This window comes from Pantoea sp. GbtcB22 (assembly GCF_019091025.1).
GTDB lineage: Bacteria > Pseudomonadota > Gammaproteobacteria > Enterobacterales > Enterobacteriaceae > Pantoea > Pantoea leporis.
The window spans coordinates 289,953-306,360 of the sequence record NZ_JAGXKB010000001.1 but is presented as its reverse complement, the minus strand read 5'-3'; the positions used below and the strand labels follow the sequence as shown (position 1 = coordinate 306,360).

The following is a 16,408-nucleotide window of genomic DNA, read 5'->3' as shown; positions in this document are numbered from 1 at the left end:
CAGAGCATTATTCTGCTAAATGAATAATAGCCAACATTTGCCATCAGTATTGGCTTAACTAACGCTTTTTGAATGATTTTCTGCCAAAAGAATTCGATTGAGATTCAGTTTCGGATAGGCGACAGTGGACTATCATTGAAGTGTTCGCTCAGTTTTTTGGGCCATCTTTACTCAGGATGAGGCCTTAAACGATCGTGACAGGTAACTCCTGCCGCTTGCAAAACAGAGGTGCGCTATGACGACAATCTTTGACGAGCCAACCCGCAACAGTAAACGACTCAGTGATGGTCCCGACTGGACCTTCGAACTGCTGGATGATTATCTGGCGGAAATTGACCGCGTAGCCAAAAGTTACGGACTGGAAACCTATCCGCACCAAATTGAAGTGATCACCTCCGAGCAGATGATGGATGCCTACTCCAGCGTGGGTATGCCGATCAACTATGCGCACTGGTCGTTCGGCAAGAAATTCATCGAAACGGAACAGCGCTACAAGCATGGTCAGCAAGGCCTGGCGTATGAGATCGTCATCAACTCCAATCCGTGTATCGCCTATTTGATGGAAGAGAACACCATGACCATGCAGGCGCTGGTAATGGCGCACGCCTGTTACGGTCACAACTCTTTCTTTAAAAATAACTATCTGTTCCGCAGCTGGACCGATGCCAGTTCGATTGTGGATTACCTGCTGTTTGCGCGAAATTACATTACCGACTGCGAAGAGCGCTATGGCGTGGAGGAAGTTGAGCGGCTGCTCGATTCCTGCCATGCGTTGATGAACTACGGTGTGGATCGCTATAAGCGTCCGCAGAAAATTTCGCTGCAGGAAGAGAAGGCGCGCCAGCAGAGCCGCGAAGAGTATTTGCAGAGTCAGGTGAATACGCTGTGGCGCACCCTGCCGCGTAAAGAGAAAGAGTCGGTGCACGTTGAGGCATCGTGCTACCCTTCTGAACCGCAGGAAAACCTGCTCTATTTTATGGAAAAAAATGCGCCGCTGCTGGAATCCTGGCAACGTGAAGTGCTGCGCATTGTTCGCAAAGTTAGCCAGTATTTTTATCCGCAGAAACAGACGCAGGTGATGAACGAAGGCTGGGCCACTTTCTGGCACTACACCATCCTTAATCATCTGTATGACGAAGGCAAAGTGTCGGAACGCTTTATGATGGAGTTCTTGCACAGCCATACCAACGTGGTGTATCAGCCACCGTATAACAGCCAGTGGTATAACGGCATCAACCCGTATGCGCTGGGCTTCGCGATGTTCCAGGACATTAAACGCATCTGTCAGACACCGACCGAAGAAGATCGCTACTGGTTCCCGGACATTGCCGGTTCCGACTGGCTGAAAACCCTGCATTTCGCCATGCGTGAATTCAAGGACGAAAGCTTTATCAGCCAATTCTTGTCACCAAAAGTGATGCGTGATTTCCGCTTGTTCACGGTGATGGATGATGACCGCAACAATTTCCTCGAAATTGCGGCGATCCATGATGAAGCGGGTTATCGCGCCATTCGTCAGCAGCTGTCGGCGCAGTACAATCTGAGCAATCTGGAACCTAACATTCAGGTCTATAACGTGGATTTGCGTGGCGATCGCTCACTGACGCTGCGTTATGTGCCGCAACAGCGTGCGCCGCTCGATAAGAGCCGCAAAGAAGTGTTGAAGCATGTGCACCGTTTGTGGGGCTTTGATGTGATTCTGGAACAGCAGAATGAAGACGGCAGCGTCGAGTTGCTGGATCGTTCGCCCACGCGCGGCCCAACGTTGTAAGGCAAAAAAAACCGGACTGTCGAAGTCCGGTTTTTCTTTTATCGCTTGCTGGCTAAATCGTCCGGCATGCTTTTCTGCATCTTGTGCCAAATCTCACCGCTGCGGCGTCCGTATTCACGCACGCTATCGACAATCTGCTCCTGCGAAGGATTAGCCACGCACAGGTCAGCCAGCTGGCGATAGAAGTTACGCGCCAGTTCACGCGCTTCCAGACTGGAGAAGTAGTGACGACCAACGCGGGTATACAACCCTTTCAGGCCATTCAAAATCAGACCATAAATCGGGTTACCTGATGCAAACGCCAGGCCGCGGAACACGCGATAATCCAGCTCGGTATAGGCTTCGGCTTTGTCTTCCTCGATCAGCGCATTTTCCAGCACTTCGCGCGCTTTATCTGGATGATGACGCAGCGCACGGCTGATAAAAATCGAGGAGATGTTAGTCCGCACCGACAGCAAATTATCAATCAACTGTGGGACACTATCGTGATCGAGTCGGGCTAGGGTTTCGAGGATGTTTAAACCGGAGGTTTCCCAAAAATCGTTAACGCGCGTCGGTTTACCATGTTGAATGGTCAACCAGCCATCGCGCGCCAGACGCTGCAATACTTCACGCAACGTGGTGCGGGTCACGCCAATCAGTTCAGAAAGCTCACGTTCGGCAGGTAGAATGGATCCCGGCGGAAAACGACTGTTCCAGATGCTTTCAATAATATACTCTTCCGCAAATCCCGCGGGGCTCTGCGCCTTAATCACCATAGCATTTATTTCTCGTTGCTTTCTTTATCGTAATGCGACTCATCATACCAGAGCGGCTATAGCGGAAATAGCCTGCCAACCGATTAAAAGCGCGCGCTGTCGCAAAATTCAGCCGTGAATTCAGATGAAACAACGCTGGCAAGCACACGTTTGCGCTGCGCCCGTGGCTTGTACTTATCGGATGAAGCGCATGGCCGGATCTTTTTTGGCCTCAACGCGACTTAAGTCATTTTTGTACATGATTTTTTCCCTTTACCTGGCTGGCACGGCTGCGCTTTTGGTTTACACTGCGAAACAATAACGGTTACAGGAAAAGCAATATGTTGCGATATTTGAATCAATGCTCGCGTGGACGCGGTGCCTGGCTTCTGCTGGCCCTAACGGCGCTAGCGTTTGAATTGACGGCGTTGTATTTTCAGCATGTCATGGGGCTGCAACCCTGCGTAATGTGTATTTATGAGCGTTGCGCGCTGTTTGGCGTGATGGGCGCGGGCATCGTGGGTGCGATTGCACCGAAAACCCCGCTGCGCTGGGCGGCGATCCTCATCTGGATTTATAGCGCGATTGAAGGCACTCGTCTCTCTTACGATCACACCATGATTCAGCTGCATCCCAATCCGTTTGTCACCTGCGACTTTGCCGCACGTTTCCCAGCCTGGTTGCCACTGGATAAATGGTTGCCCTCGGTGTTTGTGGCCAGCGGTGACTGCGCCGAGCGCGGCTGGACTTTCCTGACCTGGAGCATGCCGCAGTGGATGATCGTGATTTTCGGCGCTTATCTGCTGGTGGCGCTGCTGGTGTTGATTGCACAACCGTTCAAACCGAAACGCCGCGATCTGTTCGGACGTTAAACACAAAAAAACAGGCAGCCTTGGCTGCCTGTTTTATCTTTAACCGTTGCGATCCGGTCGATCGATTATATGCTCTTCCCAATCCCGCACTTCACTCTCACGCACCGCAATAAAACGCACTGAAATGCGCTGCGCATGCATCGCCTTTTTAGAACCGGCGATCAGCGGATGCCAGGCCGGCAAGGTTTTGCCTTCCCCTAACACGCGATAGGCGCAGGTACGCGGCAGCCATTCAAAACTGGTGAGGTTTTCACGCGTCAACTTGATGCAATTCTCTTCTAACTCAAAACGATGCTCGTAGTTACGGCATTGGCAGGTTTTGATATTCAGCTGATTGCAAGCCACATTAGTGAAGTAGATTTCGTCGGTATCCGCATCCTGCAACTTATTCAAGCAACATTGGCCGCAGCCGTCGCACAGGGATTCCCACTCTGCGTCGTTCATTTGGTCAAGGCGTTTAGTCTGCCAGAAAGGTTGTTCAGTCATGATGGCGGTCCGGGTTAGCTAAGAGACCGCACCTTATAAAGGTTCAGGTGCGGTGATGCAAGTTTTACAGAACGCGCGTCGAAATACCGTGACCCGCCAGCGATACTTCCAGCTTGTCGCCAGAACGCATCGGGCCAACGCCTTCAGGCGTACCGGTCAGCACCACATCGCCCGCACGCAGGGTGAAATACTGGCTCATGTAGGCAATTAACGGCAGAATTTTGTGAATCATATCGGCGGTCGTCCCGTGCTGACGCACTTCGCCGTTAACCATGAGCTTCAGTTCGGTGTTCTGGGGATCGCCGCTGAACTCAGCAACCGGAATAAAACCTGACAGCGGACACGAATTATCGAAACCTTTGGACTTTTCCCACGGTTGGCCCGCTTTCTTCAACCCGGCCTGCACGTCACGTAAGGTCAAATCCAGCGCGACGCCATAACCGGCAATCGCCTTCGCCACATGCTCTTCGCTCGCCTGCTTCAGCGTCGAGCCAATCAGCACAGCCAGCTCCACCTCATGATGCACTTCACCAAAATTTGCCGGGATTGACAGCGGCTGGCGCAGATCACATACCGCGGTTTCCGGTTTGATAAACACTACCGGTTCGGTTGGCGTGGCACTTCCCATTTCCTTTATGTGCTTCGCATAGTTGCTGCCGACGCAAACCACTTTGCTGACCGGATAATCCAACAGAGCGCCCTGCCAGTTACGATGCTGATACATGCTATTCCCCTGCTTTGGTTGTGTTTGCCGCCAGTGCATCTGGCGATGAAGTCTGGCTCAGAGCCGGAACGCGGCACGCTGAGGTGGAATATATTAGCGGGTTTATGGCGGCAGGCGTGGCGGAAATTGTCAAAAGTCATTAATCGTGTACAACAAAATCAGCTAAACGCCCGGATAATTGCCCGCAATAAAAGGTTAAAGCGGGCAGTTAATTAACGCAAATAGCACTGATTATTTCTACAGGATATATTTACAGAGGAATCTGAATTAATCTTTTTTACCCTGACCGAGATGAATGTTGAGCAGACTTTCAACCGGCGGTGGAATTTGCAAATAAAAGCCGTGGTCGCTTAAACCTTGCTTAACTTTATTGATATCCGCGTTAGCCAGCTTGTCACGCTTATCCAGTGACAGCACCATGGCCAGCTGGGGTTTGCCGAAGCCACGCAGCAGTTCTTCCGGCACCCGTGAGAAATCGTCTTTTTTTTCAACATACAGATAAGTCTGTTCACGTTGCGGGCTTCTGTAGATCACACAAAACATATTTTTTACTCGAATTAACCGATGGCGTCACTTGCCTGAATATAGCAGTAACTATAACATGCTTGCAGAACTTCGAATATTGACCGTTTGATGTTATTGCCGATTTTATCGGCGAACATTTAAGGGTCGTAAAACAGGACTGAGTCAGCACAGATGTCGCAAACGCCAATCGAATTCAAGGGAAGCAGTTTTACCCTGTCAGTCGTTCATCTGCATCATTCGCAACCCGAGGTGATTCGTCAGGCGCTACAGGACAAAATCGATCAGGCACCGGCCTTTTTGCTGAATGCGCCGGTGGTGCTGAATGTATCAGCGTTAACCGGCGACATTGACTGGAAACAGATGCAACAAGCGGTGATGGCGACCGGTCTGCGTATCGTTGGTGTCAGCGGATGCAAAGATGAAGCCCTGAAAAAAATGATTGCCCGCGCGGGCTTGCCGGTGCTCTCTGAAGGTAAAGAGAGCCGCAAACAAGTCGCGGCGCCGGTCGCTGAAGCCGCGCCAGTTGTTCCGGCGGTGGTGGCGGATGCCGCCAGTAAAACCCGCATCATTAATACGCCGGTGCGTTCGGGCCAGCAAATTTATGCGCGCAATGCCGATCTCATCGTCACCAGTAGCGTCAGCGCCGGGGCCGAACTGGTCGCCGACGGTAACATCCATATTTACGGCATGATGCGCGGTCGCGCGTTAGCTGGCGTCGGCGGACAACGCGACAGCCAGATTTTTTGCACCAACCTCGCCGCAGAGTTGGTCTCTATTGCCGGAGAATATTGGATGATCGATCAAATCCCGGCGGAATTCTTTGGTAAAGCGGCGCGCCTCAGCCTGATAGAGGGCGCGCTTACCATTCAGACACTTAATTAAGCCCCTTTTCTTTCGTTAAGGAAATCAACATTTATGGCACGCATTATTGTAGTTACATCGGGTAAAGGGGGCGTTGGCAAGACCACGTCAAGCGCGGCCATCGCTACCGGGTTAGCGCAGAAAGGCAAAAAAACCGTCGTCATCGATTTCGATATCGGTCTGCGTAACCTGGATTTGATCATGGGCTGTGAACGCCGCGTGGTGTATGACTTTGTAAACGTCATTCAGGGCGATGCAACGCTGAATCAAGCGCTGATTCGCGACAAGCGCACAGAGCAACTCTACATTTTGCCGGCTTCACAGACGCGCGATAAAGATGCACTGACGCGTGAAGGCGTTGAAAAAGTGCTGAACGATCTGGCGGCGATGGAGTTCGACTTTATCGTCTGTGACTCACCAGCAGGTATTGAAACCGGCGCGCTGATGGCATTGTACTTCGCCGATGAAGCCATCATCACCACCAACCCGGAAGTCTCTTCAGTACGTGACTCCGACCGTATTCTCGGCATCATCTCTTCGAAATCCCGTCGTGCAGAGAACAGCCAGGATCCGGTGAAAGAGCATCTGCTGCTGACCCGTTACAATCCTGGCCGCGTAACCCGTGGCGATATGCTGAGCATGGAAGATGTGCTGGAAATTCTGCGCATTCCTCTGGTTGGCGTCATCCCGGAAGATCAATCTGTCCTGCGCGCCTCTAACCAGGGTGAGCCGGTGATCCTCGACGCAAACGCTGACGCCGGTAAAGCCTATGCTGATACCGTAGATCGCCTGCTTGGCGAAGAACGCCCCTTCCGCTTTATCGAAGAAGAGAAGAAGGGTTTCCTTAAACGCCTGTTCGGGGGATAACCAATGGCATTACTTGATTTCTTTTTATCCCGTAAGAAGAACACAGCCAATATAGCCAAGGAAAGGCTGCAGATTATCGTAGCCGAACGCAGAAGGGGCGACAGTGAGCCCCACTATCTGCCGCAGCTGAAGCGCGATATTTTGGAAGTGATCTGTAAATACGTAAAAATTGACCCGGATATGGTGACCGTTCAGCTGGATCAGAAAGGGGATGATATCTCGATCCTCGAGCTCAACGTGACACTGCCGGAGCCGGAAGACGTTCCTAAATGATTAAAGCGGTTTCCTGATTTTCCCCTGCGGTGTTGCGCAGGGGAAAATGCTCGCATTAAAGTGCCTGCAGAATCTCGTTGATACCCGCTTTCAGCAAGTCGCCCCGCCAGCCTGTCTGTAACTCAGGTGTGCGCGACGCGTTTTTCAATCCCCAATGCACACTCAGCACCTGATTAATCTGCCGACGTGATGCCAGCAGTTCCTGGCTGAAACCACTCTCTTCACTCACCTGTTGCACCAGCGCTTTAATGGCTTTGAACGCCTGTTTGTAGTGCGGATGATCGATCAGATTGGGCAGCGGCTGTGGCAAAGTCGCTTCATCCTGCGCCTGCGCTTCAGCCACCAGCGCCACCATCGCTTTACCGTGGAAGCGGATTTCGTGGCCGTTCAGCCCTAAATGATCCAGCTCGCCAAGGCTGCCCGGCATAAAGCGCGCCACTTTCCACAGATTCTCTTCGCGCACCACGAAGTTCACCGCCATATCTTTCTGACGCGCGAGGTTTAAACGCCACGCGGCCAGACGTTGCAACGCCGCAAGCTGACGCGGACGCAGTTGCCACGCATTGGTGATGTCGCGCCAGGCTTCTTCCGGTTGCAGCACATCCAGGCGGCGCTGGCACAGCATCTTGCATTCGCTTAGCGCCGCCGCCATGTTGCCAGCTTCTTCAGTTTGCGCCACCAGCTGATGGGCAATCGGCAGCAGATAGGCGACATCGGCGGCGGCATATTCACATTGACGTTCGGTCAACGGACGCGCCAGCCAATCGGTACGCGATTCGCTTTTATCCAGCTCGATTTGGTTGAAATGCATCACCATCGAGGCAAAGCCCCACGACAACGCCTGGCCGGTAAATGCCGCCAGAATTTGCGTATCAATCATGGGATCGGGCAGGCATTTAAAGCGATGCAGGAAAACTTCCAGATCTTCGCCGCCGGCGTGCAGGAATTTGGTGACCTGCTTGTCCTGCAACAGCGCCACAAACGGCGTCCAGTCACTGATATTAAGCGGATCGATCAGGATCAGCTGGTCGCCATCAAACAGCTGAATCAGGCCGAGCTGCGGATAGTAAGTGCGGGTGCGCACGAATTCAGTATCCAGCGCCACGGCGGCGTGCTGGCGTGCTTTCTCGCACACGGCGGCCAGTTGGTCATTTTGGTCGATCAGGGTGTAATTCACGTTGTCTTTCTCGCTGCGGCAAACTACGCGCAGCGCTCCATGTTAAAAGCAATAAAAACGCCGGACTGTGCCGGCGTTAACCTGAGGAGAATGGCGCGTTACTGCCCTTCTCGCTTCGCCTCATCACGCAATTCGCGACGTAATATTTTGCCGACGTTGGTCTTCGGCAACTCGTCACGAAACTCGATAATCTTCGGCACTTTGTAGCCGGTGAGCTGGCGACGGCAATGATCCAGCACTTCTTCTTTCGTCAGTGACGGATCTTTCTTCACGATGCACACTTTTACCGCTTCGCCCGACAGATCGCTGGGAACGCCAATCGCCGCGGCTTCACGCACTTTCTCATGCTGCATCAGCACATCTTCGATCTCGTTAGGATACACGTTAAAGCCTGACACCAGAATCATGTCTTTCTTACGATCGACGATGCGAATAAAGCCTTCGCTATCAACGGTAACAATATCACCAGTATGCAGCCAGCCATTTTTCAGCACTTCATCGGTAGCGTCGGCGCGCTGCCAGTAGCCGGTCATCACCTGCGGACCGCGAATACACAGCTCGCCCGGTTCACCTGGCGCCACATCCTTGTCTTCATCATCGACGATGCGCACATCGGTGGACGGCACCGGCAAACCGATGCTGCCGGTATGACAGGTTATGTCATACGGATTCACTGACACCAGCGGCGAACACTCGGTCAGACCGTAACCTTCCAGCAGATAGTGTCCGGTGAGTTTTTCCCAGCGCTCGGCAACCGCTTTTTGCACCGCCATGCCGCCGCCGGCTGACAGGCGCAGCGTGGAGAAATCGAGCTTATTGAAGTTGGCATCATTCAGCAGCGCATTGAATAAGGTATTCACGCCGGTAATGGCGGTAAACGGGAACTTGCTGAGCTCTTTAACAAAGCCGGGAATATCGCGCGGATTAGTGATCAGCAGGTTGGTGCCGCCAAGGTCAAGGAACAATAGCCCGTTCACCGTCAGCGCGAAGATGTGATAGAGCGGCAGCGCGGTCACCACTTGCTCTTTGCCCGGACGCAGCAGCTTGCCGTAAGTAGCTTTAGTCTGTTCCAGATTGGCCTGCATATTGCGGTGCGTCAGCATCGCGCCTTTGGCCACGCCGGTGGTACCGCCGGTATATTGCAGGAAAGCGAGATCGTCGTTGGTCACGGTTGGGCGTTGATAGGTCATCTGTTCGCCCTGCGACAAGGCGCTGCGGAACGGGACCGCGCCCGGCAGATGGTATTTTGGCACCAGCTTTTTCACGTATTTAACGACGAAGTTCACCAGCGTGGCTTTCACTGGCGCCAGCTGATCGCCCATACGCGTTAACATCACATGTTTGATCGGCGTTTCGGCCACCACTTTTTCCAGCGTATGGGCAAAGTTCGAGACGATCACAATGGCGCTGGCGCCGCTATCAACAAGCTGATGCTTGAGTTCACGCGGCGTATAGAGCGGATTGACGTTGACCACCACCATGCCAGCGCGCAGTACGCCAAACAGCGCGACGGGATATTGCAGCAGATTGGGCATCATTAGCGCCACGCGATCGCCTTGCTTTAATCCTAAACCTTGCTGCAGCCAGGCGGCAAAGGCGCGGCTTTGCTTTTCCAGCTGCCGATAGGTCATCGGCTGGCCCATATTGATGAAAGCCACCTGATCGGCGTATTGCTCTGTTGCGTGCTCGAAAAGATCGACCAGAGAAGCGTAACGATCCGCATTAATTTCCGCAGGGACATCTGCCGGATAGCGTTTGAGCCAAACCTTATTCAAAGAATCACCCCGATAATCCTGTTGCGTAGCCATCGCCGCCTCGACAATCAATGTTGTTAACAATATTTTAACTGATTGTACCAGTTTGCCTGTTTCGGCATTTTCAGGTTGCGAAGCGCATCACTAAATTTCGCGCATCGGTTGCGCGCCCAATAAAAAGGCCCGTTCGCACGCTCCGCGACCGGGCCGTAAATAACGCCATTAATAGCTTATTCGGTGAGGATAGTTTGTACCTGCGCCGGTTGGCCGAGGTTCATACCCCAATACGGATTGGGTCCCCAATATCCCGGACGATGGCGCGTTGGGCCATACCAGATGTAGGGATCAATCGGCTGCGGCGGCGTCATCACCTGTTGCGTCAGATGCCAACGCTGATAGCCGCGCACATCGATCACCACAAAGTTGTAACTGGCCTTACCGATATCGCCTTTCTCGGTGCCTTTGATGTTGCCCAGCACCGTAATGTATTGGTTATTCAAATCGACCGGATCGACAAAGCCGCGGATGTCAGCAAAGATGCGGCCAACCGAAGCTGCGCCTAAGCGCGGACGCGCGCTCTCATCCAGCGGCTGGGTCGCAATTTCCACGCGCGTTAAGCCGTTGAGATTGGTGACCTTCACCACTTTCCCGCCGAAGCGTGATTCCTGACCGACAAACAGTTGCGGCGCGTTCATCACGCGCAGTAAATCTTGCTGTGGAAGCTCAGAACTTCCTTTAATTGAATCTGGCACCGAAACACAGCCGCTGATCAGCATTGCGCAGGCTAACAGAGCGCCAGACATCCCTTTACGACTTATTGGCATAGCACTTCTCCTGTTATTTCTCTGATTAGACTGAGTACGCGAAGATAAGTTGCGCGCGGCCTAGCGTCCCGGCAACTTTTTCCATGCCACTTCATTGCGCAGATAAACCGGCTCGGCATTCTCCACCGCAACTGCTTCATCACGCTGCCAGGCGCTGAGCGCCAGCGGCAGCATATCTTCCGCCGCCGGTAACAATACCTCTGAGGCAATAAGCTGCGCGCCTGGCGAGGTGAGCAGATGCGGATAGGCTTGCCAGCCGGTGCCAACAGCCGTCCATTCGCCACCTAATGCGGCAATACGTTGCTGCGCCACGTCGGGTTTGATCACCGCTTCGGTTTCCGCACCCTGCCATTCACCGTTTTCGTCACGCTGATATTCAGCCCAATAGAGTTCGCCCATGCGCGCATCGATTGCAGCCAGCACGTGCGTCGCGCCGGTCAAACGCCACGCGCCCTGCGCCATGGTCGCTAACGAGGAGACGCCAATCATCGGCAGATTCGCGCCAAGCGCCAGCCCTTGAGCAATGCCAATGCCGATACGCACACCGGTAAAACTGCCCGGTCCACGGCCAAACGCCAGCACGTCAAGCGCGGCCAGCTCCAGCTGCTGCGCCTGCAACAGCTCCTGCACCAGCGGCAGAATACGTTGGGTGTGATCGCGCGGGGCGATTTCAAAGCGGGCATCAATCTGCTGCAGATTTTGCAGCGCGGCAGAACAGGCTTCTGTCGCCGTGTCCAGGGCTAAAATTCGGGCGGACATAACAACCTCAGAGAGTCAAAATGGCGCGCATCTTATCACAGCCTGGCACAATTAGTGATCCACTGGCTGACGGACAAATTCGATGGCGCGCGCAATATCGCGGGTGCGCGGCGTGGGTGGCAAACTGTTCAGGAACAGGCCGCCGTAGGGGCGAGAAACCAGGCGCTGATCGCAAATCACCAGTACGCCGCGATCTTCGGTATCACGAATCAAACGCCCCACGCCTTGTTTCAGGGTGATTACCGCATCGGGCAGCTGCACATCATTAAAGGGATCGCCGCCGCGCAGGCGACAATCTTCCATGCGGGCTTTGAGCAGCGGATCTTCCGGCGAGGTAAATGGCAGCTTGTCGATGATCACCAACGACAGCGCATCGCCGCGTACGTCAACACCTTCCCAGAAGCTGCTGGTGGCGACCAACAGCGCGTTACCGGCTTCCAGGAACTGCTTTAGCAGCTGTCCTTTACTGGTTTCACCTTGCAGCAGTACCGGCAACGTCATGGAAGCACGGAATTCGATGGCTAACTCGCGCATCATCTTGTGCGAGGTGCAGAGGAAGAAGCAGCGGCCTTTGTTGGCATCAATCAGCGGCTTCATCATGCGCGCCAGCTGGCGCGCGCCGCCGGGATGATTGGGTTCCGGCATGTTGCGCGGCACGCACAACAGCGCTTGCTGGGTGTAATCGAACGGGCTATCGAGGATCATCGTAGTAGCGTTATCCACGCCAAGGCGGCTGGAGAAATGGCTCATCTGCTCATTCACCGCCAGCGTGGCAGACGTGAAAATCCACGCGGCTTTGCGGTTATCCATCACTTCCCGGAAGCGTTCCGCCACCGACAGCGGCGTCAGCGCCAGCGTGAAATGGCGGCTGTTGCACTCATACCAATAGCTGAAGCCGGGCTCGTCAATGGCGCGCAGCCGTTTCAGGCGCGTGCGATACAACGCCGCGCGCTCAAAGGCGGCGTCCAGCAGCGCAGAGCGCCCCAGCGACAGTTTGATCACGTCGTAACAGAGTTCGAGCGCATCATCCAGCAAGGTAAACATGCGCATGATGTTGTTATCGCTCAGCAGATCGCGCAGGTTGCCGCGAAAACCCGGTTCGCCGAGCATCAAACGAAAATCCTGCGCGCACTGCGCCAGACGATCGGCAGATTTCTGTAGCTGCTGCACATCCCGCACTTCGGTGCGATAGGCGATGATGATGTCTTTGGCGAGGTCCTGCAGTTGACGGCTCGACAGCTGCTGACCGAAATACTGGCTGGCGATATCGGGGAGCTGATGCGCTTCATCGAAGATCATCACATCGGCCTCCGGAATCAGTTCGCCAAAGCCGCCCTCTTTCACCACCAGATCGGCAAGAAACAGATGATGGTTCACCACCACCACATCGGCGTCCATGGCTTTTTTGCGCGCTTTGACCACGAAGCAATCTTTATACAGCGGGCAATCGCTGCCGAGGCAGTTATCGTTGGTGCTGGTGACAAACGGCCAGATCGGGCTGTCTTCGGCCACGCCGTTGCAGTTGCTGACGTCGCCATCGGTGGTTTCTGACGACCAGCCGCGCACGCTGATCAAATCGCCTAGCGCCTGAACGCTGAGATCGCCGCCGGTTTGATTCTGCTGCTCAAGACGTTCGAGGCATAAATAGTTGGAGCGCCCTTTCAGCAGCGCAGTTTTGCCGCTGAACTTCAGGGCACGCGCGATGGTAGGCAGATCGCGATTATAGAGCTGATCCTGCAACGCTTTGGATCCGGTGGAAACAATGACTTTTTTCTTTGCCCGCAATGCCGGCGCCAGATAGGCATAGGTTTTACCGGTTCCGGTGCCCGCTTCTACTACCAGCTCGCCGCCTGTTTTCACCGCCTCGGTTACCGCTTTGGCCATTTGGCGCTGTGCTTCACGCGGTTTAAAGCCCGGAATTGCCTGCGCCAGTGCGCCATCAGCTGCAAAATCGTCTGCCACACTTCCTCACATCAAAAATTAAAACCACTGTAATTATGTCAGGATTCCCGGCGGGCAACCACAACAGATGACATGCGCCCCTGGGATATGGCAGGCTAGCGCAGCAAAATTAAAGGAGAACAGCATGACCATTACGCGTATTGATCCAGAGCACCGTATGTCGGAAGCCGTGGTGCATAACCAAACCGTCTATTACACCAGCGTACCGGAAAACCTGGATGAAGATGCGGAAGCGCAAACCGCCAATGCGTTGGCGGTGATTGACGCCATTCTGACGCGCGTGGGATCGGATAAGAGCAAGATCCTCGACGCCACCATTTTTCTGGTGGAGAAAAGCGATTTTCCGGCGATGAATCGCGCCTGGGATGCGTGGGTTTCGCCAGGCAATGCGCCGGTGCGTTGCACCGTGCAGGCCGGTTTGATGAACCCGAAGTATAAAGTCGAAATTAAAATCATCGCCGCGCTGTAAAATACGTTCGGGCGTTATTCGTTGTCGTCTTCTTCATCCTCGTCGTCTTCGAACATCGCCCGAATGGCTTCACCTTTATAGGTTTGACGAATCTCCTGCGCCACTTGCGCAATCGCCTGTCCGCTCGACATACCGCCCGCCATTAATTCCTGGATGCGTTCAACCGCTTGCTGCTGTTGCTCATGGGATAACGCTGGAAGACCTGTAAACATAATTCACTCCTGGTGCATGGGGGACGCATTATTACCACGTGGAACAAACGGGTGCCAGCAACAAAAAAATATGTCAGGCTAGCGACCTGCTTGCTGAAGTGATTTGTCCCATGATGGTAAAAAGCCTCGTTCTGAAGTATACGCCCGAAACGCTGTTAGACCTTTTTGCTCCGCTAGCCCACCAACGCTGGGCGATGTTGCTGACCTCCGGCCAAGCCGATCACGCGGATAACCGCTTTGATATTCTTACCGCCGATCCGCGCGCGACGCTGACTACACGCGGTGCCAGCACCGAAATTATCTGCGGTGATGACGTCATTCACTCCGCCGCCGATCCGCTGCTGCTGGTGCAACAGCAATGTGCCGCGCTAGGTGTCACGCCGGCTTTTGATGCCGGATTACCGTTTCAGGGCGGCGCCCTCGGCCTGTTCGGTTACGATTTAGGACGACGCTTTGAAGACCTGCCGCAGCGCGCGCAGCAGGATCTCACCACGCCGGATATGGCGGTGGGCATTTATGACTGGGCGCTGATCGCCGATCACCATCTGCAAAAACTGACGCTGATTTCGCTCAGCGATGCCGGGCAGCGCTGGCACTGGCTGCAAGCACAAACCGCGCCGCCCGCCGAGCCTTTCGCCTTGACCAGCGAGTGGCAATCCAACCTCAGTTATGACCAGTATGCGCAGCGGTTCCACGCGGTGCAGGCCTATATTCAAGCCGGTGATTGCTATCAGGTGAATCTGGCACAGCGTTTTCAGGCGGGCTATCGCGGTGATGAGTGGCAGGCATTTTTGCGTCTGACGCAGGCGAATCGCGCGCCGTTCAGCGCCTTCCTGCGTTTGCCAGACAGCGCCCTGCTGAGTTTATCGCCTGAGCGCTTCCTCTCTCTACAGCAGCAGGAAATTGAAACGCGTCCGATTAAAGGTACTTTGCCGCGTCTTGCTGATTCTGAGGCCGACCGTTTGCAGGCAGAGAAGCTCGCTAACTCGGAGAAAGATCGCGCGGAGAACCTGATGATTGTCGATCTGCTGCGCAATGATATTGGCCGCGTGGCCGTGCCCGGCAGCGTCAGCGTACCGGAACTGTTCGTGGTTGAACCTTTCCCGGCGGTGCATCATCTGGTCAGCACCGTACGTGCACGTTTGCCTGAGACGCTGAGCGCAACCGATTTGCTGCGTGCTTGCTTCCCCGGTGGTTCCATCACCGGCGCACCGAAGATCCGCGCGATGGAGATCATCGAAGAGTTAGAGCCGCATCGCCGCAATGCGTGGTGTGGCAGCATCGGCTACATCAGCCTGTGTGGCCGTATGGATACCAGCATCACCATTCGCACGCTGATTGCGGAAAACCACCAGCTTTACTGCGCCGCCGGTGGCGGATTGGTGGCGGACAGCGACGTTGATGCCGAATATCAGGAAACCTTCCATAAGGTGAACCGTATTTTGCCCAGCCTGCGTGATGGGACCTGAAATGAATTTAACCCTTGAGCAGTTCCTCAGCCGCTTTGTCCTGCAACCGCCGCTGCATGCGCCGAAAAGTGCCATCAGCGGACGCCGTGCGGCGGTACTGGTGCCGGTGATCGACGGCGCAGAACCTGGCTTGCTGCTCACGCGGCGCTCATCGCACCTGCGTAAACACGCCGGGCAAGTCGCCTTTCCCGGCGGCATGCAGGACGCCACTGACACCTCGCTGATCCACACCGCACTGCGTGAAGCGCAGGAAGAAGTGGGAATTCAGCCGGAACAGGTGCAGATCATCGGCGTTCTGCCGCCGGTGACCAGCAGCACCGGTTTCGCTGTGACGCCGGTAGTGGGCATTATTCCGGCTGATTTTGCTTTGCAGCTCAATCCGGACGAAGTGGAAAGCGCCTTTGCCATGCCGCTGTCGGAAGCATTGCGTTTGAGCCGCTACAGCGATCTCACCTTGCGCCGTGGTCATCGCCAACATCAGGTTTGGTTATCCTGGTACGAGGATTATTTTATCTGGGGCATGACCGCCGGGATTATTCGTGCGCTCGGTCAACAAATCGCCCTGCCGTAAATCGCCTAATGCTTGCCAGTTAAAATATCTTTTTGCTTTAGATCTGATGCGAGCTCTGGCAAAGGTGCCCTTTTCAGCAGCACACACTGAAGCTT

18 protein-coding genes are annotated in these 16,408 nt (G+C 54.4%); 8 read left to right on the top strand and 10 right to left on the bottom strand.

Going from position 1 to position 16,408, the window contains the following annotated elements:
- Nucleotides 1-235 precede the first annotated feature (235 nt).
- The gene (locus KVT28_RS01465; protein WP_217546474.1) at nt 236-1,771 is read left to right on the top strand and encodes a SpoVR family protein; all 1,536 of its coding nucleotides are present in this window, start codon (nt 236-238) and stop codon (nt 1,769-1,771) included.
- A 38-nt stretch (nt 1,772-1,809) separates the two neighbouring features.
- On the opposite strand, the gene fadR is transcribed toward KVT28_RS01465, so the two are convergent.
- Nucleotides 1,810-2,529, bottom strand: coding sequence for a fatty acid metabolism transcriptional regulator FadR (gene fadR / locus KVT28_RS01460; RefSeq protein ID WP_101764204.1), 720 nt, complete (start codon nt 2,527-2,529; stop codon nt 1,810-1,812).
- 320 nt (nt 2,530-2,849) lie between these two features.
- On the opposite strand from fadR, the gene dsbB reads away from it, so the two are divergent.
- Nucleotides 2,850-3,380, top strand: coding sequence for a disulfide bond formation protein DsbB (gene dsbB / locus KVT28_RS01455; protein ID WP_101764203.1), 531 nt, complete (start codon nt 2,850-2,852; stop codon nt 3,378-3,380).
- A gap of 39 nt (nt 3,381-3,419) precedes the next feature.
- Here dsbB and KVT28_RS01450 read toward each other — a convergent pair whose 3' ends face one another.
- The 3 genes from KVT28_RS01450 to KVT28_RS01440 all read right to left on the bottom strand — a co-directional run bounded on the left by KVT28_RS01450 (nt 3,420) and on the right by KVT28_RS01440 (nt 5,133).
- Nucleotides 3,420-3,866 carry a YcgN family cysteine cluster protein gene (locus KVT28_RS01450; RefSeq protein WP_008110381.1) on the bottom strand — a complete coding sequence of 149 codons (447 nt, stop codon included), beginning with the start codon at nt 3,864-3,866 and terminating at the stop codon, nt 3,420-3,422.
- Nucleotides 3,867-3,930: 64 nt separating this feature from the next.
- Complete coding sequence (locus KVT28_RS01445) at nt 3,931-4,590, bottom strand: fumarylacetoacetate hydrolase family protein (RefSeq protein ID WP_101764202.1); 660 nt, start codon at nt 4,588-4,590, stop codon at nt 3,931-3,933.
- Nucleotides 4,591-4,857: 267 nt separating this feature from the next.
- The gene (locus KVT28_RS01440) at nt 4,858-5,133 is read right to left on the bottom strand and encodes a YcgL domain-containing protein (RefSeq protein ID WP_101764201.1); all 276 of its coding nucleotides are present in this window, start codon (nt 5,131-5,133) and stop codon (nt 4,858-4,860) included.
- A gap of 153 nt (nt 5,134-5,286) precedes the next feature.
- Here KVT28_RS01440 and minC point away from each other — a divergent pair, with 153 nt between their 5' ends.
- Genes minC through minE form a run of 3 tightly spaced genes read left to right on the top strand, consistent with a single transcriptional unit; the run spans nt 5,287 to nt 7,116 of the window.
- Nucleotides 5,287-5,997 carry a septum site-determining protein MinC gene (gene minC, locus KVT28_RS01435; protein WP_101764200.1) on the top strand — a complete coding sequence of 237 codons (711 nt, stop codon included), beginning with the start codon at nt 5,287-5,289 and terminating at the stop codon, nt 5,995-5,997.
- 33 nt (nt 5,998-6,030) lie between these two features.
- Complete coding sequence (gene minD, locus KVT28_RS01430; protein ID WP_007889662.1) at nt 6,031-6,843, top strand: septum site-determining protein MinD; 813 nt, start codon at nt 6,031-6,033, stop codon at nt 6,841-6,843.
- A 3-nt stretch (nt 6,844-6,846) separates the two neighbouring features.
- A complete protein-coding gene (minE, locus tag KVT28_RS01425; protein WP_007889661.1) occupies nt 6,847-7,116 on the top strand; it encodes a cell division topological specificity factor MinE in 270 nt (89 codons plus the stop codon).
- 55 nt (nt 7,117-7,171) lie between these two features.
- Here the strand turns inward: minE and rnd are convergent, their stop codons facing one another.
- The 5 genes from rnd to KVT28_RS01400 all read right to left on the bottom strand — a co-directional run bounded on the left by rnd (nt 7,172) and on the right by KVT28_RS01400 (nt 13,592).
- Nucleotides 7,172-8,293, bottom strand: a complete 1,122-nt coding sequence (gene rnd, locus KVT28_RS01420; protein ID WP_101764199.1) for a ribonuclease D — start codon at nt 8,291-8,293, stop codon at nt 7,172-7,174.
- A 98-nt stretch (nt 8,294-8,391) separates the two neighbouring features.
- A complete protein-coding gene (gene fadD / locus KVT28_RS01415; protein ID WP_146001316.1) occupies nt 8,392-10,068 on the bottom strand; it encodes a long-chain-fatty-acid--CoA ligase FadD in 1,677 nt (558 codons plus the stop codon).
- Nucleotides 10,069-10,277: 209 nt separating this feature from the next.
- Entirely contained in the window at nt 10,278-10,871 is a 594-nt protein-coding gene (locus tag KVT28_RS01410; protein WP_217546471.1) for a Slp family lipoprotein, read from the bottom strand.
- 60 nt (nt 10,872-10,931) lie between these two features.
- Nucleotides 10,932-11,630, bottom strand: a complete 699-nt coding sequence (gene tsaB, locus KVT28_RS01405) for a tRNA (adenosine(37)-N6)-threonylcarbamoyltransferase complex dimerization subunit type 1 TsaB (RefSeq protein ID WP_217546469.1) — start codon at nt 11,628-11,630, stop codon at nt 10,932-10,934.
- A 51-nt stretch (nt 11,631-11,681) separates the two neighbouring features.
- The gene (locus KVT28_RS01400) at nt 11,682-13,592 is read right to left on the bottom strand and encodes an ATP-dependent DNA helicase (RefSeq protein WP_217546467.1); all 1,911 of its coding nucleotides are present in this window, start codon (nt 13,590-13,592) and stop codon (nt 11,682-11,684) included.
- A gap of 124 nt (nt 13,593-13,716) precedes the next feature.
- Here KVT28_RS01400 and KVT28_RS01395 point away from each other — a divergent pair, with 124 nt between their 5' ends.
- Complete coding sequence (locus KVT28_RS01395) at nt 13,717-14,061, top strand: RidA family protein (protein WP_061718729.1); 345 nt, start codon at nt 13,717-13,719, stop codon at nt 14,059-14,061.
- A gap of 14 nt (nt 14,062-14,075) precedes the next feature.
- On the opposite strand, the gene KVT28_RS01390 is transcribed toward KVT28_RS01395, so the two are convergent.
- Nucleotides 14,076-14,273 (bottom strand): YoaH family protein, encoded by a 198-nt coding sequence (locus tag KVT28_RS01390; protein ID WP_008110398.1) that lies wholly within the window; start codon nt 14,271-14,273, stop codon nt 14,076-14,078.
- Between the two features lie 110 nt (nt 14,274-14,383).
- Between KVT28_RS01390 and pabB the strand changes: the two genes are divergently transcribed.
- Both pabB and KVT28_RS01380 read left to right on the top strand, forming a co-directional pair.
- Nucleotides 14,384-15,742: an aminodeoxychorismate synthase component 1 gene (pabB, locus tag KVT28_RS01385; protein ID WP_217546464.1), complete on the top strand. Its 1,359-nt coding sequence runs from the start codon at nt 14,384-14,386 to the stop codon at nt 15,740-15,742.
- 1 nt (nt 15,743) lies between these two features.
- Nucleotides 15,744-16,313: a CoA pyrophosphatase gene (locus tag KVT28_RS01380; RefSeq protein ID WP_101764192.1), complete on the top strand. Its 570-nt coding sequence runs from the start codon at nt 15,744-15,746 to the stop codon at nt 16,311-16,313.
- The last annotated feature ends 95 nt before the right edge of the window (nt 16,314-16,408 follow it).